The following is a 24886-nucleotide window of genomic DNA, read 5'->3' as shown; positions in this document are numbered from 1 at the left end:
TGGATGCCGGCGTTGATGAAGGCCAGCAGGCGATCGACCACTTCCACGCGCGGCGCCGAGTAGTTGCTGGCGAAGGCATTGGCGCGCAGCAGCATGGTGGCGCGGCTGACTTCTTCCGAGAACGGCTCGCCGATGCCGGCGCTGTGGGCCTTGATCAGCTGGGTCTGGAACAGTTCGATGTGTTCGACCTTGATGCGGGTGTCTTTGAGCAAGCCGACGCCGGTGTTGAAGCTGTACATCATGGGTGCTTCATCGTGCATCCAGGTCGATTCGATGAAGTCGCGGCTTTGCTTCAGTGCGGCGCGGGAGGATTCTGCCAGGGCGACTTTGGCAAACACGCCATTGGTCGCGCGCGCGACGCTGACGACTTGCTCCGCGTTGAGGTTGAAACCGTCGATGGTGATGGTGGTCATGGGATTCCTTTGCAATGGGATAGTGAAGCGGCGGGCTCGTCGTCAGGCCGCGAAGTTTTCAACGAAGCGGCTGAACACCTGCGCGGCAATCGCAGCGTCCGCTTCGGTCATGATTTCGTCCGGGTGATGGCTGATGCCGCCGTTCCCGCAACGGACAAACAGCATGGCGACGTCGGCAATGGCTGCGATGGCCATGGCGTCATGTCCGGCGCCGGAGGGCAAATGGCGCAGCGGCAAGCCGCACGCCTCGATGGCGCTCGCCAGTTGCTTTTGCAGATGAGCAGCACAGGGAACGCTGCCGGCCTCGTGGGTTTTACGCAACGTGACGCCGACATTGCGGCGTGCGCAGATGCGATCGATTTCCGCAACTACATCTTCCACGGCGTCCAGCCGGATCTGGTCCTGCTCGGCGCGAATGTCGATGGAAAACCGTGCGCTGCCCGGCACCACATTAGCCGCGCCGTTCGGCACCTCCATGATGCCCATGGTGCCGACCAGACCGGGTCTGCCGCTGCAACGCTGCTCGATGTACAAACCGATTTCCGCCGCCGTCATCGCGGCATCGCGGCGCATGTGCATCGGCACCGTCCCGGCATGCCCGGCCAATCCCTGCAGCTCGCCCATAAAGCGCGTCGCGCCGGAAATTGCCGTCACCACGCCGACCGGCAGCGCTTCGTTGAGCAGCAAGGGCCCTTGTTCAATATGCACCTCGACGAAGGCAGCGACCGCTGCAGCCGGCCATGCCGACGCATCCAGCTGATCCGGGTTGAAACCGGCAGCCCGCATGACGTCGCGCATGCTGTTGCCTTGCTCATCGAGGTTATTCAGCACGGTCTTGTCGAAAGTCCCGGCGACGGCCCGGCTGCCAAGTAAAGTGGCTTTGAAACGCACACCCTCCTCTTCCGCAAAACCGATCACGTCAATGGGAAAGGGAAAGCGTTTTCCTGCGCGATGCCATTCGGCAATGCACGACACCGGCAACAGGACGCCCAGATTGCCGTCGTACTTGCCGCCATTGCGCACCGTATCGAAGTGCGAGCCGGTGACCAGCGCTGCCGCATCGGCATGGCCGGGAGCGGCTTCGTAACGGCCGATCACGTTGCCCGCGTTGTCGCGCCGGACCTGCATGCCCGCCGCTGTCATCCACTCGCTGAGTTGGTGTGCGGCGGCATGATGCATAGCCGTCAGGTAGGTACGCGTCAGCATGCCGTCGGCTTCTGTGTGGACGGCAAGCGCATCGGCGCGCTGCATGATCTCTTGCCCGCAATGCTGGTATTGCTCTGGAACATTTTTCACGGCTGCCTCCTTGGTCTCGTCAGGATTGCATATTTTTATTGTATTCACAAATTGTATGCAATATAGTGAGCTTGTTCCAGCACGTCAAAAAAATTTGTTGAAATGACGCTGCAGTTGCCAATGGAACAACGGTCGGAGGAGCGGCCGCAACAACCTAAAAAGCTGAAATAAGAATCTGCACAGAGGACGCGACATGCCTATGCCGCGCCCATCCAGAACAACATCAGGAGACCAAGGTGAATCGATTTTTGAAATCTTTATTCGGGCAAGTCGTTGTCGCCCTCATTGCCGGCATCGTCGTCGGGCTGTTTTATCCGGACTTTGCTCAAAGCCTTAAACCGCTCGGCGACGGCTTCATCAAGCTGATCAAGATGATCATTCCGGTGATCGTGTTTTGTGTGGTGGTGCAAGGCATTTGCGGCGCCAGCGATCTGAAGAAGGTCGGCAGCGTCGGCGTCAAAGCCATCATCTACTTTGAAATCGTGACGACGATTGCGCTCGTCCTCGGTCTGATACTGGCTTTTGTGTTCCAGCCAGGCGCGGGGATGAACATCGACCCGACCAATCTTGATGCCAGCGGCCTGTCCAGCTACGTCGAAACGGCCAGCAAGGTAAAGGGCACCAGTTTTGCCGACTTCATCATGAAGCTGATTCCCGGCACTGTCGTGAGCGCATTCACCTCCGGCGACGTGCTGCAGGTCTTGCTGATCTCGGTCATCTTCGGCTGCGCCCTGCTGCTGATCGGCGAAAAAGGCAAGCCGACGGTAGCGCTGATTTCTTCGCTGTCGGAAGCCTTCTTCAAGTGCATGGCTTTCATCATCCGCCTGGCGCCGCTGGGCGTGTTCGGCGCGATCGCCTTCACCGTCGGCCGCTACGGCATCGGCTCGCTCAAGCAATTGGGCATGCTGGTGCTGCTGTTCTACGGCGCGGTGATTTTCTTCGTGGTGGTGGTATTAGGTGCGATCCTGCGCACATCCGGCCTGAGCATCTTCAAGCTGATGGCATATCTGCGTGAGGAGCTGATCGTGGTGCTGGCGACCGCTTCGTCCGACAGCGTGCTGCCGCAGATCATGAAGAAGCTCGAACACATGGGCATCAAGAAATCGACCGTCGGCCTGGTGATTCCGACCGGTTACTCATTCAACCTCGATGCGTTTTCCATCTACCTCACGATGGCGGCAGTCTTCATCGCGCAAGCCACCAACACGCATCTGGCCATGGGTGATTTGCTGATGATTCTGGCGATTGCGCTGATTACTTCCAAGGGAGCACACGGCGTGCCGGGTTCCGCCATTGTGATTCTGGCGGCGACGCTGACGACGATTCCGGCGATTCCCGTAGTCGGCCTGGTGCTGGTGCTGTCAATCGACTGGTTCGTCGGCATCGCCCGCGCACTGGGCAATCTGCTGGGCAACTGCGTCGCTACGGTGGTGGTCGCCACCTGGGAAAAGGATATCGACAAGACTCGCGCCCGCGCCGTGCTGAATGGTGAAATTCCCGCAGCGACCTTCGAGTAAGAACTGACGCAAGTTCTGGATGGATAGCGCAAAATACAGGGTTACAATTCGGTGTCTGCTAAAAACCGCCTTATATACCAAAGCCTATCCATCCTATGACCGAAGCAGCACTTCCCTCCGACAGTTCAGAAGCGATTGCGCGCGACATCACCATCGCCATCGCTGAACAGCGTCTTCCGCCCGGAGCAAAACTCCGCGAAGAAGCACTGGCACGCGTCTACCAGGTCAGCCGTACCAAAATCCGCGCGGCGCTGGTCATGCTGGCCAAGGACAAGCTGATCGACCTGATTCCGGACAAAGGGGCTTTCGTCAGCAAGCCGACCGTGGAAGAGACGCGCAACATCTTCTTCGTGCGCCGCACGCTCGAAGCCGCCATGGTCAGGGAATTCGTTGCACGCGCGACTGCTGACGATTATGCGCGACTGGAAGAGCACCTGCGTGAAGAACGCCGCGCCATCGAAGAGAACAATCCTCAGGTCCGCTCGACGCTGCTTAGCGACTTTCACATCCTGCTGGCCAATATCGTCGGTAATGAAGTGCTGACCGACATCCTCGTCAAGCTGGCCGGCCGCAGCTCATTGATCACCATGCTGTATCAATCCACGCGCGACGCGATCTGTTCGACGGAAGAACATTCCGCCTTCATCGCTGCCGCCAAGGCAGGCAAGGCCGACGAAGCGGTCGAGCTGATGCTGCATCACCTGCACCATGTGGAGCAAGCGTTGAAGTTCGACACGCAAAGCGATCCCAGGAAGAATCTGGCGAAAGAGTTGCTGCTGTAACGCTGATGCCGATGCCGATGCGATACATGCATCAGATCAGTAAGGCGTAATCGAGCACCAGGAGCAATTCGTACCAAGGTCCGCCAGTAGCCGCGCCATAGCGGCATCCAGCTCCGCCCGATGCTCGGAGAACGAGAACAACAGCAAGACCGCGAGAATAAAGGCGCCTGCGCGCTGCTGGTGATGCGCGCCGTCCTGACGATATCTTCCGTAGGTCCGCAAAAACTGCTGCAGGTTTTTGGTAGCCATCGCAATACTCCTGTCAAGAAGACAACGGACATCATCAGCTTCTGAGCACGCAACATCCATGCCTGACGTCAGCACGGAGATGTTCTTGCCGGACGCTCAGCCGCCGACGACCAGACGCACCACAATCATCAGCACGGCAATAAAGATAGCAACCGCAATCAGGCCTGCCCCAATCACGTAAAAAGGATTGAGAGAAGTCGCGTCCTTTTCATAGTCGGCACGCCGGCGCAAGCCGACGAACGACCAGAACACCGCCGCCAATGTGGCCAGGAAGGAGCGCTTTTGTATGGTGTTGGACTGTGTCGGCTTCATGCTGGTTTCTCCCTGGTCAGACGGTCACGGCATCAACGGGTGCGGCCTTGCTGCCATTGCCCATCAGGCGAAACAGCAAAACGCCTGATACGGCGGCGATGGCCGCAGCCGCCAGCATCAACACCGAGAAGGCATGCGCAAAACCTGTCTGCGCCAGTTGCAACGCCTGTGCGCTGTGGTGCAATGCTGGCAAGGCCGCTGCGCCATCGCCGGCGACGATGCGCTCTACTACCTCGTTGATCTGTGCCGGCAGCGGCAGACCGGCGCCGATCAACGCGTCCTTCAGATAGCTGCCGGTACGCACCGTCAGCACGCAGCCGAGACAGGCAATCGCCAATACAATCGCCGAAAAGCGTGTCGTGGTGCTGATGCCCGACGCCATGCCCGTGCGCTCGCGCGGTACGCAAAGCATGATGGCTTTTTGCGTGTTGCCATTGAGCAGCCCTGCGCCGCTGCCGGTCACGATCATGCCGGCCAGCACCATCCAGTAGACGCCCTGGTACGCCGCAATCGCCACCAGCAGGTTGCCCGCACAGACCAGCGCCATGCCCAGTCCCATCAGTCCATGCAAGGACATCCGCTGCGCCAGCACAACGCCGACGCGCGGGAAAATCATCATCGCCAGTGCAAACGGCAACATCGCCAATCCGGCTGTGATGGCCGAATACGAGAACGCGTTTTGCAGGTACAAGGGAAGAAACGTCATCATCACCTGGGCGGCGGCGGCATAGCCAAACATCGCCAACACTGCGCCGACGAACGGCGAATGCCGGAACAGGCGCAGATCGATCATCGGCCGCTTCTGCATCAACTCCACCGGAACGAACAAGGCCAGCAGCAACAGGCCGCCCGCAACACGCAGCATGGTAGCGCGGCTGGTCCAACCGGAAGCGTTGGCGTTGATCAGCCCCCAGATCAGGAAAGACAAACCGCCGCTCAATAACGCGCTGCCCCAGAGATCGAGGCGTGCGGCGCCTGCATCGCCCGATTCGCTCACCGCGCGATACACCAGCGTGCCCAGGCACAGACACACCGGGAGATTCAACAGGAAGATCCAGCGCCAGCCGAGCAGTTGCGTGATCACGCCACCCAGCAAAGGCGCCACCGTCATCGACACGCCCATGCACGCGCCCCACACCGCCCAGGCGTGCGTGCGGTCTTTTTCGGTGTGAAAGACGTGGCCGATAACGGCCAATGCGGATGTCAGCAACATTGCCGCACCAACACCCTTGAGCGCGCGCGACAGTTGCAGGGCTTCCACCGACCAGGCCAACCCGCATCCCAGAGAAGCAAGGCTGAACAAACCGATCCCGAGCAGCATCATGCGCTTGCGGCCGAATCGGTCAGCCAGACTGCCGGCCGGCAACAACAGCGATGCAAATGCCAGCATGTAAGCGCTGACAACCCATTCGATATCGCTGAAGTCTGCATGCAAAGATCTTGCCACCGACGGCAAGGACACCGCGACGATATTGGTATCGAGTACGATCAGGGCGCATACGCTGGAACAGATCAGCAGAATGTTGCGCCCTTTGCGACGCGCCTCTTCTGTACGTGCGATGTCGTCGGCAGCAAGTCCGGCCTGACCGGGAATGGGAAGATGCGTGCTCATATCAGTGACTGACAATGCTTACGGCTTCAATGCTGTCAGACCGGCGCGGGCGATCTGGCTGTCATGCACCTTGGTGTCGGCGCTGACGCCGATGGCGCCCACCACCTGGCCATCCAGCACAATCGGCAAGCCGCCTTCCATCATGACCAGGCCGGCTGTAATGGCTGCCGGGCGACCGTTATTGACGGCGTTTTCCAGATCGGCGGAAGGACGTTTGAACAAGGCGGCAGTACGCGCTTTCTCCGTCGCCACGCCTGCGCCAAGCGTCGTCGCTGCGTTATCCATGCGTTCGGCGAGAATCAGCCAGCCGCCGTCATCCACCACGGCAATCGCACCAGGCCAGCCGTTCTTGCGCGCTTCTTCCAGCGCGGCGGCGATGATGGCCTTGGCCATGTCGAGCGACAGTACCCGTTTGCTGACCACAACGCCTTCTTTTTGCTGAGCGGCAGCATTGCCGCTGAGTGTTGTCGACACCGCGCCCAGCAGGCACAGAGAGATTGCAGTAACAGCCCAGTTCAAACGCATGATAGTTCCTCGTAACAAGAAGAGAAGAAGAGAATGAGAAGAAATCGAGAAGAGATGCGAGCCATTCTAATCCTGCCTATAATTATCTTTATTACATACAAACTGCAATTTAATTTCTTTGTAGTTAATTATTGGAATCCTCATGGAACTGCGTCACTTCCGCTGTTTTGCGGCCGTCGCCGAGACCTTGCATTTCGCCCGTGCGGCGGAGCAACTCGGTATTTCACCGCCGGCCTTGACCAAGCAAATCCAGGAAATCGAACGCCTGCTCGATGTGCGCCTGTTTCAGCGCACCAAGCGTTCGGTGCACCTGACGTCGGCCGGGGAAGTATTTCGCGAAGAAGTGTTGCGCACGCTGCATCAGGCTGCGCTGGCGGAAGAAGCCGCGCGGCGCGCAGGCCGGGGAGAAATCGGACGCATCGAAATCGGCTACATAGCCTCGGCGGCCTATTCAGGTTTGCTGCAAACCGAGGTAGCGCGCTTTCGCAGCGCCTATCCGCTGGTCAAGCTGAATCTGATCGAGGCGCCGATGGATAGTCTCCCGATCATGGTCAGCGATGGCCGCATGGACCTGGCGTTTATCCGGCCGCCGGTGCCCTGCCCGCCGGACGTCACATTTCTGACACTGCTCTATGACGATTTTGTCGCCGCGCTGCCGGAAGACTCGCCTTTGGCACAGAAAGAAATCTTGCCCGCCACTGACCTTGCGAGCGAACAATTCATCCTGCCGGAACAGGCGTCGGGGACGATGGAAGTGGGACGGCGCGGCCGCTTCGTGCCGCGTACCATCGCCAATCCTGGCGGCCTGGTAGCGGTCATCACGCTGGTATCGCTGGGACAAGGCGTTGCAATCGTGCCGGTATCCGTGATGCAGCGCGTGCACATGCCGGGCGTCGTGTACAGGCAGATTGAAGGTAAAAGCATTCCCGGCGCGATTGCCCTGGCGTCACGCCGCCACGAAAAGTCGCCCGTGGTGCGTGCGTTTCTCAAACAATTGAAATCGCGAATGGCTGATCAGGCAGACAAATAGCGCGTGCCGGCCGGCAGACGGCTGACGTGTCCGCTGCGCATGCCTGAGTCATGGAAGCGATAGGCGCCCTTGCCTGCTTTCTTGGCAACGTACATCGCTGTGTCGGCTTTGGAGAGAAGCTCGTCGACGGTATGGCCGTCGTCGGGGAAAAGCGCAATGCCGATGCTCAGGCTGGTGCATACCTCATGCCCGGCGATATTGAGGAAAGGCGCACCGACAGTCTTGACCAGCTTGTCGGCGATATCGGCAATCTGGCTCTGGTATTTGATGTCGGAAAGCAGAACGACGAACTCATCCCCGCCCAATCGCGCCACCAGATCATATTCACGCAGGCTGGCGCACAGCCGCTGCGCCACCGATTGCAGCAAGAGATCGCCGACAGCATGGCCAAGCGTGTCGTTGATCGGTTTGAATCCATCCAGATCGATAAAAAACAAGGCATACAGATTGGGACTGCGCTTGGCACGCGACAACTCAGCTGCAGCAAGTTCGTTGAACAGCATGCGGTTGGGAATGCCGGTCAGATAGTCATGCGAGGCCAGCTGATAGGCGCGGGTCTTTTCTTTTTCCAGCTGTTCGATGAGGCAGATTTTTTCGCGCTCAGAGCGCTCCAGACGCTGATACAGTCTTTTGCGATGATAAGAAATGCCGATCAGGATCAGCGTCAGCGATACAACAGCGATCGAGATGACAATCGCATAGCGCACGTATTCGTAATGCGATTGCGTCAGGTCGGCGACAATGAAATCCGGATCGAGACTAACCGTGATGGTCAGCGGATAGCCGGCGACTTTTTGATAATTGCTGACGCCGGGCGAGCTGTGGGTATTTTCGCTGCCGCTGAACTTGTTGACGATGCCTGCCGTGCTGCTGCCGGTTAGCTTGCCATCGCTGAGCACCACCAAGGGTGCGCCTGATGCGCTATCCACCGAGACTCGGTAACCGTCTCCGATCTGCTGATAATCGGTGAGGAAGCGGCCAAGATCCAGCACCGCCACAAAGAATCCGTGCACGCTATTCCTGGGACTGTTCAAAGGTACCAGCAAAGGAATCCGCCAGGCATAACCGTCGGCTTTTCCCAGCACGATGGCGCCGACTTGCGGAGCGGCGCCGTCAACGTTCGCAGCAGCAGGAAAATGCGTTTGCCGGATCAGATCCGCAAAACCGCTCTCGGTGGGCGAACCGCCTGATGAATAACGCAATTTCATATCGGCGTCGAAGACGGCCGAGCGGACATAGGCGGTATCGCCGTTGAAGAGCAGATTCAGGTAATCGGCGGCAGCGTTATCGCCGTCCAGAATTTTGTTGGCGACGGTTCCGTACAACATTGCGCGATCCAATCTGTCGTTGAGATTGGAGGCCATGATCGCAGCCATGTTTTTGCTTTCCCCGGCGGCACTTTCCATGGCCAGCTTTTTTTCACTGGACACATGCATCATCGTGATGCTCCAGATCACCACCAGCACCAGCGACGACAGCATCACAAAGCAGACGGACAAGCCCCATCCATCCTGGATCAGGGCGCGGGGCCATTTTGCTTTCAATGAAAATCCGGATCGCAATTTAACTCCCTGGCAACAGGGTATGAACATCGAGGAACATGTGTGGACATGCCGCGGACCGATGCCTATGCATAAGCAATATATCTGCCGGGTCCATTGTAGACACAAAGTCATGCGTGGTCTGTCGCTCAAATGGACCACATGATGTTTTTAAGAGTGCCTTGCGGCAACAATGTTCCGCGATTGCCGGCAGAAATTTCCACACACGATGATTCCCTTCCCGGCCACCCGCCCTTTTCATTCTTCCTCACGGCTGCGGCTGGCCTCTTCTCGTTTCAGGTCGACAACAAAGAGGATTCCACTGATCGTCACCGACAGCGCGAGGAAACGAGAAATGACGGCAGGAAAAACGCAGACGCGCAAGCAACATGCGCGGTATATGCGACATAGTGGTCATGAGCTGCACAAAGTTCGTCATGCATCGCTGACGGGGCCGCGTGTTTTGGTGCGTTGCCAGAAGGCAAACCGGATTGATTGTCCGAGCATCTGGTCCGCTGCCGCCGTTCGGGCGACGCGGACCAGATGATGCGAAATCAGATGCTGTAGGTAACGGAAGGAAGTTGCTGTTTGCCGATCGGCATGACCGTCTGCAAGGCATCAAACTCGGCGAGGATCAGCTCCGCCTGATAGCAATGCGTGTTGGCGGATTTCAGTGCGTTGCGAAACGCTTTCAGCGTCGCCGGCTTGGGGACGTCGCCCTTGCCTTTGTTCGCGCGGACGGCGTCAGCGACGATATCGGAAAGCAAGGCATCTGCGCAATTCTGCGCCTCCTTGAGTTGGGCCAAACAGTCGAGCAACGCGAGAGTCTTGTTCATAGCCACACCTCTATATGGAGTTGTCGGAAGGAAATTCTACTCGGCGACTCACGTCCGACACAAGCGCCGAATCGTCTTTTTTGCAGCAGAAATCAACCCATTTTCAGCAGTGCCGGGTATGTTGCCATCGCCCGCTGCACCGCACCAGATGCGGCATTGCGACCGCTGCAACATTATTTTCACGGGCAATCGTCTCAGTATAGACAGCAGTTCGGCAGAATCCATTGACGGTCTTTCATCACTACCCATCTATTTGCTCACGGCCGGCCGACGCAGCTTTCCCGGGAAATATGTAACCGATGCCGAAACTGTATAAAACCACAGTAAAATAGAGCCCGCGCTCGGCGCATCAGACTCGGTAACTCACAGCAGCGAGCAAACAATGAACATCGATTATCTGGAAAAACTCAATGCCGAACAACGCCAGGCAGTGGAGTTCGGCATCACTCCCGGCCAGCGCGATGTGGCGCCGGCCCGCCCTCTGCTGGTAATCGCCGGCGCAGGTTCCGGCAAAACCAATACGCTCGCGCACCGTGTCGCCCACCTGATCGTCAACGGCGCCGATCCACGTCGCATTCTGCTCATGACATTTTCACGCCGTGCCGCCGCCGAGATGACGCGCCGCGTGCAGCGCATTTGCGGCGAAGCAATGGGCGCCAATGGCCGCATCATGGCCGATGCGCTGTCGTGGGCCGGCACCTTCCATGGCATCGGTGCGCAGCTCTTGCGAGAATACGCCGACCAGATCGGCCTCGATCCGAGTTTCTCCATCCATGACAGAGAAGACTCCGCCGATCTGATGAACCTGGTGCGCCATGAACTGGGCCTGTCCAAAACGGAAAAACGTTTCCCGTTGAAAGCGACCTGTCTCGCCATTTATTCCCGCGTCGTCAATTCGGAAGCGCCGCTCGACAGCATCCTGCACAAGGTCTTTCCCTGGTGCGCCGAATGGGAAACGCAATTGCGCACGCTTTTCGGCGCCTACGTCGAAGCCAAGCAGGCGCACAACGTGCTCGATTACGACGACCTGCTGCTGTACTGGGCGCAGACCATCGAAGACCGCGTGCTGGCCGATGACATCGGCGCCCGCTTCGACCACGTGCTGGTGGATGAGTATCAGGACACCAACCGTCTGCAATCTTCCATCCTGCTGGCGCTGAAGCCGGACGGCCGCGGCCTAACCGTGGTCGGCGATGACGCGCAGGCGATCTACTCTTTCCGTGCGGCGACCGTACGCAACATCCTCGACTTTCCACGCGCCTTCGACCCGCCGGCCGACATCGTCACGCTTGACCGCAACTATCGTTCGACGCAACCGATCCTTGCCGCCGCCAATAGCGTCATCGACAAGGCGCTCGAACGCTTCACCAAAAATCTCTGGACCGAGCGCACCTCCGACGACAAGCCGCATCTGGTATCCGTGCGCGACGAAGCCGACCAGGCACGCTACATCGTTGAGCGCATTCTGGAAAATCGCGAAGCCGGCAGCACGCTCAAAGAACAAGCTGTCCTGTTCCGCGCCTCCGACCACAGCGGCCCGCTGGAGATCGAGCTGGTGCGTCGAAACATTCCCTTCGTCAAATTCGGCGGACTCAAATTCCTCGACAGCGCACACGTCAAGGACATGCTGGCCATGCTGCGCTTCGTGCAGAATCCGCGCGATCGCGTGGCGGGTTTCCGTCTGATGCAATTGCTGCCGGGCGTGGGGCCCGGCTCCGCGCAAAAGGTGCTCGATGCCATGTCGGCGCATGCCGATCCGATTGCCGCCTTGTCCACCCTGCCCGCGCCGCCACGTGCAGGCGACGACTGGAGCGCTTTCGTCGAAGTGCTGCAATTCATGGCGCAAGGTAAAACCGGCTGGCCCGGTGAAATCGCCCATGCGCGCAGCTGGTATGCGCCGCATCTGGAACGCAAACACGAAGACGCCACCACGCGTCAGGCTGATTTGCTGCAATTGGAACAGATCGCCTCAGGCTACCCGTCGCGCGAACGTTTTCTCACCGAACTGACGCTGGATCCGCCGGATGCCACCAGCGATCAATCGGGCATTCCCTTGCTCGATGAAGACTATCTGATCCTGTCGACCATTCACTCCTCCAAGGGACAGGAATGGAAATCAGTCTATGTGCTCAACGTAGTCGACGGCTGCATCCCCGCTGATCTGGCCACCGGCAGCACCGATGAAATCGAAGAGGAACGCCGTCTCCTGTATGTCGCCATGACGCGCGCCAAGGATGACCTGCACCTGATGGTGCCGCAAAAGTTTTTCACCGGCGGTCAGCATGCGCAAGGCGACCGCCATGTCTATGCGTCACGCACACGCTTCATACCGCCAGGCATACTGCCGCATTTTTCAAGCAGCGCGTGGCCGGTTGTAGCGGTCGGGCCGAGCGGCCGTCCTGACGCAAAGCAGATGCGCGTGGACGTGGCGGCACGCATGCGCGGCATGTGGAAATAGTAGGTAGACCTTACAACCGTACCGACAGCAACATCACTCAGGAACACACCATGTACCCGGTATCCATCAAAGGCGTTTTACATACTCCCGGCGGTGACGTCGTGCTGCTCCTCAATGAACGTGAAGAGTGGGAACTCCCCGGTGGCCGCATCGAAATTGGAGAATCCTCCACTGAATGCCTTGCACGCGAAATTCGCGAAGAACTCGACCTTGAAGTCGTGGTCGGCGCACTACTGGATACCTATCTGTTTGAAGTGATTCCGTCGAAACATGTTTTCATCGCGACCTACTATTGCGCGCTGACCGGTCCCTTTACACCATCGGTGAGCCATGAACACAAACGCATCGCGGTTTTCCCGCGGCACGCGTTGCCAGCAAATTTGCCCGAAGGTTATCGGAAATCGATTCTGACCGCATGCGAATCTTCCACCGCAGCGGGCACGAGCGTTTTCCCCCTCTCGCGCCCGTGAATATCGATCAGAAGCTGTAAGTCGCTTTCAGCCACGCATTACGCGGATTGCCGTAGGTGTAGCCGTTATAGCCGCCCAGACCGGTGTAGTAATACTTGTCCGTCAGGTTTTCAATATTGAGCGACATGTTGAATTGCCTGGTGAAGTCGTAGCGCGCCATCAGACCGATCAAGGTCATGCCGCCTTGCGTTGCACGTTTGAGACTGTAGGTTTCATCGTAGTAAATGCTGCTCTGATAGCTCAGATTGCCGCCCACGGTCAGTTTGCTCAGTGCACCCGGGAAGCGGTAGCTGGTCGCCAGACGGAACATGCGCTGCGGATAGGTCGTGTTCATCAACACGTTCTTGTTGCTGAACTTTGCCGAGTAGGTATAGCCCGCCATCAGTTGCAGGCCCTCTGCGACTTCCCCTGAAATGGTCGCTTCAAATCCCTTGCTGCGGGCACCGCTCACGGAGCGATACGGGACCGTACCATCCGATAGCAACGCCGCACCAGTATCGATTTCGGTGGCATTGTCTTCCTGCGTCTGGAACACAGCAAAGCTGGTGTTGAGCTTGCCGTCGAAATGCTCGCCCTTGATGCCGAGTTCGGTATTGATGCCGCGTTTCGGCGAGATAATCTGGTTGCTCGAATCGCGTACGGTGTTCGGCTGGAAGATATTGGTGTAGCTCGCGTAGACGGAATATTCCTTGCTGAGATCGTAGACGATGCCCGCATAGGGTGTGAAGACCGCGCTTTCCGTCACCGGCTTGACGTTCACCAGGGCGCCGTTGGTGCCGTTAGTCCACACTCGTTGATAGGACTTGTTGTCATACCAGGAAAAACGTCCGCCCATCAGCAGCGACAGCGAATCCAACGGCTTGAAACGTAGCGCGCCATAGAGCGCCTTTTCCTCGGCATCACCGCCGAACTTGTTGAGCGGATAGGTGAAGTTCGGCTGAGCCACCGCACCGAGGTTGAAGATATTGACCGCACGCCGGTCGAAAGCGTTGACCACGGCTCCTTCGTTGCCATAGTAATAGTTGTATTGATTGATGTTGAAACCGACCACTGCTTCATGCGTGCGGCCGAACAGCGAGAACGGGCCGGTGGCATACACGTCCAGCGACTTGTTGGTGCTTTCAGCGGGATTGTTCGCCACCTGTACCACCCCCGTATTGGCAGTGGCGCTGATGTTGGCGGGATAGAGCCAAAGGTCAGCGCTATACCGGTCGCGGCGGTTCTTGGCGTAAGCCGCATCCACCTTCAGCTTCCACCCACTGTCGAAGCGCTGATCGAGATTGACGAACAAGCGCTCGGTGGTCATGTTCCAGGTACTCCACGGTGCGCTGGAGTTGAATGAACGCGGCAAATTGGTCGCGCTGCCGTTGGCGTAGAATAAGGGACTCTGCCCGAAATTAGCGCCTTTGATGGCAGTGCGTTCGTATTCATATCCCGCCGACAGTTTAGTGTCGCGCGCCAGATCGGCTTCGACAATGCCGTAGAACACGTCGTCGCTCTGCTTCTTGCTGTCGACAAAGCTGTTGCCGTCTGCATGCGAGGCCACCACACGGCCGCGCAAGGTGCCTGCGGTATTGAGACTGCCGCCGAGATCGGCTTCGGTGATGTAGCGGTTCCACGAACCGATGCCCGCCGTGACATGCCCCGAAAACTCGCTGGCCGGACGTTTGCGCACCAGATTGATCGACCCGCCCGGTGCGCCTGAGCCGTTCAATAACCCCGCTGCGCCCCGCACCACTTCAATACGGTCATAAAAAGCGGTATTGATCATGCTCGATTCGCCGGCCACCGTATTGAATGCCAGCGTCGGCACACCGTCGAGCATCGTATTGAGCGCAAAGCCGCGCGAGGAAAACGTCACGCGCTCATCCAACCGGTCAGCGACGATGCCCGGTGTCTGGCGCAAAACGTCCACCAGCGTCATCAGGTTCTGATCTTCAATTTGCTTGCGTCCAATCACGGTCACGGATTGCGGCGTTTCTCGCAGCGACAGGTCCATCCGGGTTGACGCCCCGGTCGCACGCGTCGTGTACGAGCCGGTGCCTTCGGTTGTCGTGCTGATTGTTTCGCCGGCAACGGTCACGACGGGCAGCTCGCCCTCTTTCGCCTCGGCGCGCGCAGCCTGTTTTCTTAGCGTATAGGTGCCATCGGAGCGCACAATGATTTCCAATCCGCTGCCGGCCAGCAACCGGACCACGGCCTCACGCGGCGCCAGATTTCCCGATACGCCCGGGCTGGTCAGCCCCTCTGTCAGCGAAGGCTCGAAGGACAGCGCGATTCCAGCGTCCAGTGCAAATGTCGACAGCGTCTTGCCCAATGGTCCTGCAGGAATGCTGTAGGTCTTGTGCGCAGCGGAATCCAGATTGCCTGCGGCAAGTGCCGGCACACTCCATGCGGCCGTACTGGCCAATGCTGCGAGCAGGACGGTGGAGAGAACAGTCCGGCGAAAACGCGGCCGTGCGCCTGAGGCTTGGGAAGACATGGGGTGATGATCCTTTCGATGGTCAAGTTGGTTGTTTCACTTCCCTTGCCAGCCGAGATCAAAAAAAGTATCACCCCAAGTGAAAATAAAATGAAAAATGCCGTATTGGCCACCTGCGACGCTCTTGCACGTCTTGCGCAAGTCTTGTCGCCCCGTGGAAATGGCTATCCGCGCGGCACCAGAGTCACCCAGTAACCATTGAAACGTTGTACGGCATCGACGGGATACGTCGACACCAGCATCGTGAGTATGCGTTGGGAATCATCCAGCGGAAAGGTACCCGACACCAGCATCCCGCCAACCGCAGGATCGCAATGTACAACGCCGCTGCGATAACGTGCCAGCTCAGCGGCAAATTGCGCCATCGGCATTTTGTCTACCAGCAGCATGCCGTGCGTCCAGGCATCGTCGCTGCGCCCGATCGGGATGTCATCGTCGATTTGCGATGCAGTAAAGCTTGTTTTCTGTCCAGCCTGCACGATGCGGAATTGCGCAGGCGACATTTTTCGCGGCCCAATGCGCACTGCGCTCTCAAACACTGCCAGCCGGGTCTTTCCCTCATCCTGCCTGACGCTGAAACGCGTGCCGAGCGCTTCCAGACGTCCCTCCGCAGTGTCGACATAAAACGGTCTGCGCATGGATGAAGTATCCCTGGCCGTCTCAATGAAGATTTCGCCGCTGCGCAGTCGCACCAATCGCTGATGATCGTCGTAGGAAACATCGATCGCCGTTGCGGTATTAAGCGTGATTCTGCTGCCGTCCGCCAGACTGATGGTGCGGCGCTCGCCCGTGGCGGTGTGATGATCCGCGGTCCAGCCGCGCTCATCAACAACACGCCATCCCAGCCACGCCGCAGGCAACACTGCCAGCAGACTGGCGAGTTTGGCGATCGCATGGCGGCGATGCAAACGTGCCGGCCGATCCAGCACGGGCATCGCCAAATCCGGCGGCAAACCGCCCAGACGATTCATCAGCAACTCGGCACGCGCCCAGGCACGCGCATTGTCGGGAGATGCTTCCTGCCAGCGCTTGCACGCGACGCGATCGGCGTCGGTAGCAGCACTGTCATTCAACAGCATCAGCCAGTCGGCGGCCTGATCCAGTGCAGCCGGATTGACGGAATTGGATATGCTCATACCGCTCAATCCATCAGCTTGAGGCATTCAAGGAAAGCCTGCTTCATGTAGCGTTTGACGGAAATCAGCGAGCAATCGAGTTCTTCGGCGATCTCTTCATATCTGAGGCCTTCGATCTGTGACAGCAGGAAAGTGCGTTTCACCTTCTTCGGCAAGGCATCGAGTACACGATCGATCTGGCATAAGGTTTCCAGAATGATGTGTTGCTGCTCGGGAGATGGCGCCTGCGGTTCAGGCAAGTTTGCCAACGCCTCCAGGAAGCTTTGTTCCAGTGCCTGACGCCGATACCAATTGACCAGAATGCCTTTGGCGACTGTCGTCAGATAAGCGCGCGGCTCACTGATGTCGCTGACGGTGCGTCCCGCCAGAATCCGGGCGAAGGTATCCTGCGCCAGATCGGCGGCATCGAACGCGTTACCCAGCTTCCCCCGCAGCCAGCCTTGCAGCCAGCTGTGGTGATCCGAGTAAAGCGTACCGATGTCGGCGCCCAGCGGTGATTTCGCAGCGGTATCCAAGGCGAGGAACGGGATTATTAAATGAGAATTGTTCGCATTTTACAGTATCATCCTCCGTTTGCCAAAGTTGCTTGTCGGTGCGGCTTTCCGCAAGGATTCTCGCTGACATCGTGGAAGTCACATCCGCAATAAAAAAGCCCCGTCTCTGCGGGGCTTTTTCTAAAGCGGACAAGGTATCAGCCGATCATCTTGGTATAAGCAGCGGCATCCAGAAATGCCGACTCATCGAATGCCGTCAACGGCCGCAGCTTGAAGATCCATTGCTCGTACGGCGCTTCGTTGATCGCTTCCGGCGTATTGGCCAGCAGCGTGTTGACGGCAATCACTTCGCCGTCGACCGGTGCATGCACGTCGGATGCGGTCTTGTTGGACTCAACCACGCCGGCGTCGGCGCCGCGCTTGAGCACGCTGCCAACCTCCGGCGTCTGCACATACACCAGCGGTCCCAATTGGTCCTGACCGAAATCGGTGATGCCGATCGTCAGCGTGCCATCGTCTTCCTGTCTGATCCACTCGTGTGTATCGGCATAAACCAGCGTGTCGGGTATCAGCATGTCCGTCTCCTGTAGTGATGTGCTTTTGCTTATTCTGCGGCCGGGAAAACCGGTTCGCCCAGGTTGAGCATCAGGCGGTTGGCCCAGGCAAAGATAGCGACTGAATGGATCAGGTCAAGGATTTCCTGCTCGTTCAGACCGACGTCCTTGAGCGCCTGGATGCTGGCAGCATTGACGTCGTTGGGGTTCTTGGTCAGATCGATGGAAAACTGCGAGATCGCCTTTTCACGCGCATCTGTGCCGGCCGTGTAGGGATCGTCGAAGACCTGCTGCACGGTGTCGTTGCGTTTGGCCAGTTGTTCGAAACGCTGGGCATGCACCGACGCGCAGTAGACGCAGCCGTTGATGCGCGATACGACCATCGAACCGAGTTCACGCTCGGCGCGCGACATGCCGCCCGGCGCATACATGATGGCGTTGAATGCGGCGGAGCGTTGGCGCAGTATCTCCGGCTGATGGCCGAGGAACAGGTAGTAGTCCGAGGTCTTGGCCTTGGGATGGCTTTCTTCCAGAACCTTGATCTGATCTTCGGTCGCTTTCTCGATATCAATGACATCGAGCCAGGCGTCCCACTCGAGTACTTCGTTGGTGAAGCCGTGCGATTTGATGATGGTGCTCATGATGTCCCCCGTCTTAGTTGCTTGCCGGTTTCATCGCCTTCAGACCGGCGACGACGCGGATCTGATAAGAGATGAAGGCGATCAGTTGCGACAAGGCCACCACGGCCGGCGTGCTGATGCCGGCGGCAGGCAGTGTATGCAGCGCAGCTTTGTCGCCTTCGACCGGACGTTCGGTCAAGGCGTGGGTAAAGATCAGCATCGCGCGCAGGCGGCCTTCGGGCAATTGCTCCGGGTCGCCGGAGGCAGCGACCGCAAGTTGTACGGCATCCGCAGGCAGCGCATCCAGACGCGCGCGGTAATGCGCAGCAACGTCCGCCGCACCGGCCAGACGGCAGGCGTACAGCGCGACCAGCAAGCGTTCGTCGAGGTCGATGCCTTCCAGCGCCGGATCAAACAGCGTGTCGTAGCTGCCCTGGGTTGCCACCGCGACTTTCTCGCGCTGATGGCGCAAGGCGTAAAGACCGCTGCCGGCCTGCAAGCCGGCCAGCTTGTCGATGACATCGTTGTCGATGTTGTATTCCACTTGCGTTGTCATGAAATTTCCTTTCGAGTGAGGGATGCCTGCTCCTGCTCTTTCCGGGCAATGGCATTCCGTAAAAATTGCTGCGCATGCTGCCATGAGTGATGGTCGGCATGCGCATTGGCGGCAGGCAGTCCGCCGCCTGTGCTGATCCGTTTGGAAACCGGATGAGCGTAGCTGGTCTGCGTCGTCGGCACATAGGGAAACAGAATCGCGTGACCGGCATCCTGATAGTCGTGCCACTCCACCGCATGCGGATGTGCGACTTCGGCCAGCTTGTCGCTGACCATGCGCGCGTACACGCTGGACGGCCAGGAGCCATCGTCACTCGCCGAAAACAGCAGCACCGGCGACTGAATTTTTTCCACGTGGATGCGCGCCTTTGCCACAGCTTCCTTGTCTTGCAAGGCGGTCAGCATGGCCAGTGCGTGACGGTGCGGCGGCGGGCCTTCGTCAAACGGCGCCCAACTGGCATGACGGTTGTTTTCCCATTGATGGGTCAAGGGCTTGCCGTTCAGGAGCCAGGTCGGGCCTTCCCGTCCGATGGCCGGATCGCAGGCGTTCTGACCGCTGTGCACAAGTGCGCTCGGCACATAGGCCAGTACGGCCGAGACCTTTTCCGGGAAGGTGGCGCCCAGCAACAGCACCAGCTCGCCGCCGCGCGACTGGCCGCTGATGGCGACGAAATCGTGCAGAGGCTTGACGGTGGCGCGCAGCCAGTCCAGACCTTTTTCAAAATACTCCAGCGGCGTATTGGAGATGTAGTCCGACAGACCCGGCGCCTTGAAATATGCCAGCGCAAAAGCCGCATAGCCACGCGACGCATATAAAGCCGCGCGCGGCTCGTTGATGCCGCCGCCGGAACCGTTGAGGATCATGAGGGCAGGATAAGGTCCTGGACCGGCAGATGCCGGCGGCAAGAACAGCGTTCCTACCAATCCCTGCTCGCGCACTTCCCTACGTGTCACGCCGTCGGCACAAAGCCGCTGCACCAGAACCGCATCGGTCTCTCCGCTGGCGGCGCTGACGTGCACGGTTGTCATCAACGGCTGTTGCACATCCGGATGAAACTGCTCGCGCTTGCCCTCTTGCTCCGGCTGTTGGGACCACAGCAAGCCCATCGCCGAAATCCCGGCATAGCTGCCTCCGCCTTCCACTGCCGGCGCCAGCGACAGATCGACGTGACCCGCCTCATCCGCGACAAAGCGCGCGCTGCTCTGCCAGTTGGCGCCGGCGCGCAAAGTGCTGCTGGAAACCTGCACCAGCTCGCCCGGCGCCGCACCGGTGACGACGATGCGGCGCGGCACGTCGATCAGGTCATCAGTGGGCGTCACGGTGACATTCAAGGTAGCCATACTGTTACTTCCTCGATTGCAAAGTTACTTCTTGTCCTGCGTCACCATCATCGCGGTGGTGCGATCGCTGCTGGCCGGCGTTACCTTCAGGCCCTTCTTTGCCGCCCAGATGTTTTGATAGTGATACAGCGGAATGATGCCGGCGTCGTCGGAAACGATCTTGGCGGCATTGCGCAGGATCGCTTCACGCTTGGCGGCATCGAATTCGGCGGTCGAATCGGCCAGCGCCTTGTCGATGGCCGGGTTGCTGTAGTGATTCCAGTTGGAAGCGCCCAGGCCCTTCTTGGCGTCGACGGTTGCCAGTACGTTTACCATCGCATAGCTGGCTTCGCCGGTGCCGTTGCCCCACGCCAGTACGCTGACGGCAAACTCATTCTTGTTGGCGCGTGCGGAGTACGAGGCCCATGGCAACACTTCCACCTGAGTCTTCACGCCGATGCGGGTCCAGAACTGCGCCACGGCTTGCATGGTTTCCGGAGCTTGCGGATAGCGGTCGTTCGGCACGTGAATGGTCAGCTTGAAGCCCTGCGGGAAGCCGGCATCTGCCAGCAGTTTCTTGGCCTGGTTGACGTCGTTCGGAATGTTCTTGATATCCGGGTTGTAGCCGAAGGTGTCGGCCGGCATCCATTGATTGGCTTCGGTTGCGGCGCCTTGCAGAATACGGTCGACCAGCGCCTTGCGGTTGATCGCCAGCGACAAGGCCTTGCGTACGCGCGCGTCGAGCAGCGGGTTCTTGTCGAGCTGCTTGCCGTTGTTGTCGGTGATGTACGGGCTCGGACCTTCGTGGAAAGACGGTTGCAGCAGCAGCACGCGCAGGCCGTTGTACGGGAACACCTTGACGTTCGGCGATTGCTTGAGCTTGGCGAGATCGGACACCGAGACCTTGTCGATCACGTCGACGTCGCCCGACAGCAGCGCTGCGGTGCGCGCGGCGGCGTTGTTGATGTAGCGGTAATTGACCTTTTCCCAGATCTGCTTCTGGCCCCAGTAGTCGTTGTTGCGTTCCATGACGACGCGGTCGCCCGGCGTGTAAGACACGTATTTGTACGGACCGCTGCCGACCATGGCGGCGCCGCTATTGTAGTTTTCAGTCTGCGATTTTTCGCCGACGTGCTTGCTGACGATATGCACCGACGCCAGGTTCAGCGGCAGGTCGGGATTGGCGATATTGGTCTTGATGATCAGCGTCAGCGGATCCTTGGCAGTGACCGATTCCACAGTGCGCAGGTAGCCGGCAAAGGTCGCCACGCTGCCCGGCACGGCGCGTGCGCGTTGATACGAGAAGATCACGTCATCGGCGGTGAACGGCTTGCCGTCCTGCCACTTGACGTTGGGACGCAGCTTGAATTCCCAGGTCTTGGGATCGATGTTCTTCCAGCTGGCAGCCAGGCCCGGTTGCAGCTTGTTGTAGTTGTTCTCGACCAGCAGATCCCAGAAATGCAGGTCGACGGAACGGTCGCCGGCGTGGTTGTTCAGTTGCGGATCGAGCGACGACAGCGGATCGGCGAATGCGATGTTCAGCGTCTGCGCGCCGGCTGAATTGACGGCTGCGGCTCCCAGAAGCGCAACGGCCAGCAGGCTGGAAAGTACGGTTTTCTTCATGTTCATCATCCTCGGTAGTGGTGGATATGGAATAAGCTTGTTATCGGTGTTGCTTGCTGCAATGCTTTACTGATCATTCAAATGACATGCGCTCATGTGGCCCGGAGCGACTTCCTTCAGCGCTGGCGTCTCCTGTCGGCAGCGCGCCATCGCATGCGGACAGCGCGGGTGAAAGTGGCAGCCTTGCGGCGGATTCAGCGGACTCGGAATCTCGCCCTTGATCGCCGTGAACGACTTGTTGCGCGCCTGCAAGCGCGGCACTTCCGCCAACAAAGCCTGGGTGTACGGATGATTCGGCCGCGCAAACAATTCATCGACTGCGGCACTCTCGACGATACGTCCCAGATACATGATGACCACACGGTCGGAGACATGTTCGACTACGCCCAGGTCGTGGCTGATGAACAGATAAGTCAGCCCAAGCTGTTCACGCAAATCGCTGAACAGGTTGAGGATCTGCGCCTGAATCGATACATCCAGCGCCGCCACCGCTTCGTCCGCCACCAGCATCTGCGGCTGCACCGCCAAAGCGCGGGCAATACCGATACGCTGGCGCTGGCCGCCGCTGAACTGATGCGGATAGCGGTCGCGCAATTCGGGATCCAGCCCGGCGCGCAGCAGTTGCGCGCTGACGTAGTCGTCGAGTCCGGCCTTGTCCACCATGCCGTGGATCAGCGCCGCTTCGCCGACGATTTCATCGACGCGCAGGCGCGGATTGAGGCTGGCGTAAGGATTCTGAAAAATCATCTGCACTTTGCGGCGCGTGATGTGCTGTTCCCGCGCGCTGAGCTGGTTGCGGTCGACGCCATCGATCAGCACCTGCCCGGACGACGGCGACAGCAAGCCGCTGACGATGCGTCCCAGCGTCGACTTGCCGCAACCTGACTCGCCCACCAGTCCGACTACCTCGCCCGGCATGACGTGCAGGTCGACCGCATCGAGTGCTTGCGTGACCGCCGCCGGACGCATCCAGCCGCGCGCGATCAATTGCGATTCAAACGGACGCGGTTTGCGCTCGCCGAAACGTTTGCCGACCTGGCGCGCTTCCACCAGAGGGATCACTTTTTCCATTGTCTGCTGTGGCGCCTGCGGTTGTACTTGCTCCAGTGCTTTATCCATGGCGCAGCTCCATTGCATTCCCGGCATTCAGTGGCACCGCCGGATGGAAACAGCGCACGAAATGCGCCTTCAGCGGCTCCGTGATTTCCGGACGTGTGAGGCATTGCTCGCTGACGCGCTCGCAACGCGCCGCAAATGCGCAAGTCGGCGGCAGGTGCAGCAGATTCGGTGTCAGGCCGGGAATCTGGCGCAGACGTTCGCCGCGACGGTTGTTGCTCGGCAAGCTGCCGATCAGGCCTTGCGTATAAGGATGCAACGGCTGGTCGAGCACGTCGGATACTTTGCCCTGCTCGACGATGCGGCCGGAATACATCACGGCGACATCGTCGGCCAGCCCCGCTACGACGGACAAATCGTGCGTGATCCAGATCAGCGCAGTACCGTGCTGGCGCGCCAGCTTTTGCACTTCCGACAGAATCTGCGCCTGAATCGTCACGTCCAATGCTGTGGTCGGCTCGTCGGCGATGATCAGGTCCGGCTTGTGCAGCATCGCAATCGCGATCGCCACCCGTTGGCGCATGCCGCCGGACAGTTGATGCGGATAGGCTTGCAGGCGCTCGTCCGGGCTGGCAATGCCCATCATGCCCAGCGTGTCGCGCGCCAGTTGACGTGCCTGGTCGCGGCTGACTTTGCTATGGGCGAGCACGGCGTCGATCATCTGTGCTTCGACGCGCAGCACCGGATTCAGGGTCATCATCGGATCCTGAAAAATCATCGCGATGCGGTTGCCCTGCAGACTGCGCAGCGACTTCTTGTCCAGCGTCACCAGATCCTGTCCCTTGAACAGAATCTGTCCGCCGACGATGCGGCCCGGTGCATCCAGCAAGCCCAGGATAGAAAAACCGGTCACGGTCTTGCCCGATCCGGACTCGCCGACCAGACCAAGAATGCGACCGCGCTCCAATGTCAGCGAGACATCGTCAACCGCCGGCAACACGCCTCCAGGCGTAAAAAAGTGCGTACGCAGATTGCGCACTTCAAGTGTCGGCGCAGAGTTGGGTGTACTCATTTCTGCCACCTTGGGTTCATGACATCGCGCAGACGATCGCCGACCATATTGATCGCCACGATCACCACCAGCAGGGCGATGCCGGGATAGAAGCTGATCCAGTATTCGCCGGACAGCATGTATTGATAGCCGTTGGAAATAAGCAGGCCCAGCGATGGTTCCGTGATCGGCACGCCGAGGCCGAGGAAGCTCAGGGTCGCCTCCAGCGTGATGGCGCGTGCGATCTGCAGCGTGCCGATGACGATCAGCGGCGGCAGGCAGTTCGGCAGGATATGGCGCACCATGATGCGCCAGCCCGATACACCCAATCCGCGCGCAGCCTCGACGTATTCCTTCTGACGTTCGACCAGCGCCTGGCCGCGTGCAGTGCGAGCGTAGTAAGCCCACTCCAGCACCACCAGTGTCGCCATGACGTTGAAGATGCCCTTGCCCAGATAGGCGAGTATCAGCATCGACACCAGAATCGACGGAAACGACAGCACCAGATCCGCCAGCCGCATCAGCAACGCATCGACCTTGCCGCCGGCATACGCGGCCAGCAAACCAATCAGGGTGCCGATCACGCCAGCCAGCAAGGCCGAGCCGACGCCGATACCGACACTGATACGCAGGCCGTAAAGAATCGCGGAATACAAATCGCGCCCCTGCCCGTCTGTTCCGAGCCAGTAGGTAAACGTGCCGAGACCGTTGGCGCTGCCGGGATGCAAGCGCGCATCGAGTACGTCCAGCTGCATCAGGTCATAGGGATTTTGCGGCGTCAGCCAGGGCGCAGCCAGCGCGGCGACCATCAGCAGTACGGCGACAGCCAGGCCGAACATGGCCGTCTTCGACATCAAAAATCCGCGCATCACGCGCCGCCACGGCGATTCGCGGCGCGGCGGCTGGAACGCTGACAACGCGGCGACTCTGGCGCGTACTTCTTCCTGCGTCATT

At 59.2% G+C, this 24886-nt stretch carries 24 protein-coding genes; 5 read left to right on the top strand and 19 right to left on the bottom strand.

The annotated features are described in order from the left end of the window. Together AC1RN6_RS13185 and AC1RN6_RS13180 are read right to left on the bottom strand one after the other, a co-directional pair. On the bottom strand, positions 1 to 413 hold a 413-nt coding region (locus AC1RN6_RS13185), incomplete at its 3' end, for an aromatic amino acid lyase (protein ID WP_493005872.1). Between the two features lie 42 nt (positions 414 to 455). Continuing rightward, entirely contained in the window at positions 456 to 1709 is a 1254-nt protein-coding gene (locus AC1RN6_RS13180) for an allantoate amidohydrolase (protein WP_493005871.1), read from the bottom strand. Between the two features lie 236 nt (positions 1710 to 1945). Here AC1RN6_RS13180 and AC1RN6_RS13175 point away from each other — a divergent pair, with 236 nt between their 5' ends. Both AC1RN6_RS13175 and AC1RN6_RS13170 read left to right on the top strand, forming a co-directional pair. Then, entirely contained in the window at positions 1946 to 3226 is a 1281-nt protein-coding gene (locus AC1RN6_RS13175) for a C4-dicarboxylate transporter DctA (RefSeq protein ID WP_493005870.1), read from the top strand. A gap of 95 nt (positions 3227 to 3321) precedes the next feature. Next, positions 3322 to 4008: a GntR family transcriptional regulator gene (locus AC1RN6_RS13170; RefSeq protein ID WP_493005868.1), complete on the top strand. Its 687-nt coding sequence runs from the start codon at positions 3322 to 3324 to the stop codon at positions 4006 to 4008. A 36-nt stretch (positions 4009 to 4044) separates the two neighbouring features. Here AC1RN6_RS13170 and AC1RN6_RS13165 read toward each other — a convergent pair whose 3' ends face one another. From AC1RN6_RS13165 to AC1RN6_RS13150, 4 genes are all read right to left on the bottom strand, one after another. Next, complete coding sequence (locus AC1RN6_RS13165) at positions 4045 to 4257, bottom strand: hypothetical protein (RefSeq protein WP_493005867.1); 213 nt, start codon at positions 4255 to 4257, stop codon at positions 4045 to 4047. Positions 4258 to 4353: 96 nt separating this feature from the next. After that, positions 4354 to 4569, bottom strand: coding sequence for a DUF2970 domain-containing protein (locus tag AC1RN6_RS13160; protein WP_493005866.1), 216 nt, complete (start codon positions 4567 to 4569; stop codon positions 4354 to 4356). A gap of 16 nt (positions 4570 to 4585) precedes the next feature. Further along, a complete protein-coding gene (locus tag AC1RN6_RS13155; protein ID WP_493005864.1) occupies positions 4586 to 6181 on the bottom strand; it encodes an MFS transporter in 1596 nt (531 codons plus the stop codon). An 18-nt stretch (positions 6182 to 6199) separates the two neighbouring features. Continuing rightward, on the bottom strand, positions 6200 to 6706 hold the full coding sequence (locus AC1RN6_RS13150; RefSeq protein ID WP_493005863.1) for a GlcG/HbpS family heme-binding protein: 507 nt from the start codon (positions 6704 to 6706) through the stop codon (positions 6200 to 6202). A 142-nt stretch (positions 6707 to 6848) separates the two neighbouring features. On the opposite strand from AC1RN6_RS13150, the gene AC1RN6_RS13145 reads away from it, so the two are divergent. Further along, a complete protein-coding gene (locus AC1RN6_RS13145; RefSeq protein WP_493005862.1) occupies positions 6849 to 7736 on the top strand; it encodes a LysR family transcriptional regulator in 888 nt (295 codons plus the stop codon). Here AC1RN6_RS13145 and AC1RN6_RS13140 read toward each other — a convergent pair. Both AC1RN6_RS13140 and AC1RN6_RS13135 read right to left on the bottom strand, forming a co-directional pair. Beyond that, positions 7721 to 9280: a diguanylate cyclase domain-containing protein gene (locus tag AC1RN6_RS13140; protein WP_493005861.1), complete on the bottom strand. Its 1560-nt coding sequence runs from the start codon at positions 9278 to 9280 to the stop codon at positions 7721 to 7723. The two genes, AC1RN6_RS13145 and AC1RN6_RS13140, sit on opposite strands and share 16 nt — an antisense overlap. A 551-nt stretch (positions 9281 to 9831) precedes the next feature. After that, positions 9832 to 10113, bottom strand: coding sequence for a hypothetical protein (locus AC1RN6_RS13135; RefSeq protein WP_493005859.1), 282 nt, complete (start codon positions 10111 to 10113; stop codon positions 9832 to 9834). A 382-nt stretch (positions 10114 to 10495) separates the two neighbouring features. Between AC1RN6_RS13135 and AC1RN6_RS13130 the strand changes: the two genes are divergently transcribed. Next, the gene (locus AC1RN6_RS13130; RefSeq protein WP_493005857.1) at positions 10496 to 12571 is read left to right on the top strand and encodes an ATP-dependent helicase; all 2076 of its coding nucleotides are present in this window, start codon (positions 10496 to 10498) and stop codon (positions 12569 to 12571) included. A gap of 50 nt (positions 12572 to 12621) precedes the next feature. After that, the gene (locus tag AC1RN6_RS13125; protein WP_493005856.1) at positions 12622 to 13041 is read left to right on the top strand and encodes an NUDIX hydrolase; all 420 of its coding nucleotides are present in this window, start codon (positions 12622 to 12624) and stop codon (positions 13039 to 13041) included. A gap of 7 nt (positions 13042 to 13048) precedes the next feature. On the opposite strand, the gene AC1RN6_RS13120 is transcribed toward AC1RN6_RS13125, so the two are convergent. The 11 genes from AC1RN6_RS13120 to AC1RN6_RS13070 all read right to left on the bottom strand — a co-directional run bounded on the left by AC1RN6_RS13120 (position 13049) and on the right by AC1RN6_RS13070 (position 24885). After that, positions 13049 to 15523, bottom strand: coding sequence for a TonB-dependent siderophore receptor (locus AC1RN6_RS13120; RefSeq protein ID WP_493005855.1), 2475 nt, complete (start codon positions 15521 to 15523; stop codon positions 13049 to 13051). A 164-nt stretch (positions 15524 to 15687) separates the two neighbouring features. Then, the gene (locus AC1RN6_RS13115) at positions 15688 to 16659 is read right to left on the bottom strand and encodes a FecR domain-containing protein (RefSeq protein ID WP_493005854.1); all 972 of its coding nucleotides are present in this window, start codon (positions 16657 to 16659) and stop codon (positions 15688 to 15690) included. A 5-nt stretch (positions 16660 to 16664) separates the two neighbouring features. Then, positions 16665 to 17174 carry a sigma-70 family RNA polymerase sigma factor gene (locus AC1RN6_RS13110; protein ID WP_493005853.1) on the bottom strand — a complete coding sequence of 170 codons (510 nt, stop codon included), beginning with the start codon at positions 17172 to 17174 and terminating at the stop codon, positions 16665 to 16667. Positions 17175 to 17350: 176 nt separating this feature from the next. Beyond that, complete coding sequence (gene gcvH / locus AC1RN6_RS13105) at positions 17351 to 17728, bottom strand: glycine cleavage system protein GcvH (protein WP_493005851.1); 378 nt, start codon at positions 17726 to 17728, stop codon at positions 17351 to 17353. Positions 17729 to 17757: 29 nt separating this feature from the next. Continuing rightward, positions 17758 to 18348, bottom strand: a complete 591-nt coding sequence (locus tag AC1RN6_RS13100) for a peroxidase-related enzyme (RefSeq protein WP_493005849.1) — start codon at positions 18346 to 18348, stop codon at positions 17758 to 17760. Between the two features lie 13 nt (positions 18349 to 18361). Then, positions 18362 to 18883, bottom strand: a complete 522-nt coding sequence (locus AC1RN6_RS13095) for a CMD domain protein (protein WP_493005848.1) — start codon at positions 18881 to 18883, stop codon at positions 18362 to 18364. Then, entirely contained in the window at positions 18880 to 20223 is a 1344-nt protein-coding gene (locus AC1RN6_RS13090) for an acyl-CoA thioesterase/bile acid-CoA:amino acid N-acyltransferase family protein (RefSeq protein ID WP_493005847.1), read from the bottom strand. Before AC1RN6_RS13090 ends, AC1RN6_RS13095 begins: the two co-directional genes overlap by 4 nt. A 24-nt stretch (positions 20224 to 20247) precedes the next feature. Then, a complete protein-coding gene (locus tag AC1RN6_RS13085; protein ID WP_493005846.1) occupies positions 20248 to 21825 on the bottom strand; it encodes an ABC transporter substrate-binding protein in 1578 nt (525 codons plus the stop codon). Between the two features lie 66 nt (positions 21826 to 21891). Beyond that, complete coding sequence (locus tag AC1RN6_RS13080) at positions 21892 to 22896, bottom strand: ABC transporter ATP-binding protein (RefSeq protein WP_493005904.1); 1005 nt, start codon at positions 22894 to 22896, stop codon at positions 21892 to 21894. Between the two features lie 40 nt (positions 22897 to 22936). Next, entirely contained in the window at positions 22937 to 23953 is a 1017-nt protein-coding gene (locus AC1RN6_RS13075; RefSeq protein WP_493005845.1) for an ABC transporter ATP-binding protein, read from the bottom strand. After that, positions 23950 to 24885, bottom strand: coding sequence for an ABC transporter permease (locus AC1RN6_RS13070; protein WP_493005903.1), 936 nt, complete (start codon positions 24883 to 24885; stop codon positions 23950 to 23952). The genes AC1RN6_RS13075 and AC1RN6_RS13070 overlap by 4 nt, the downstream gene beginning before the upstream one ends. Position 24886: the final 1 nt, after the last annotated feature.

The sequence above is a fragment of the Herbaspirillum sp. GW822-FHT03A08 genome, assembly GCF_058801885.1.
The sequence above is the reverse complement of the archived record's forward strand: the minus strand, read 5'-3'. Positions and strand labels throughout refer to the sequence as shown.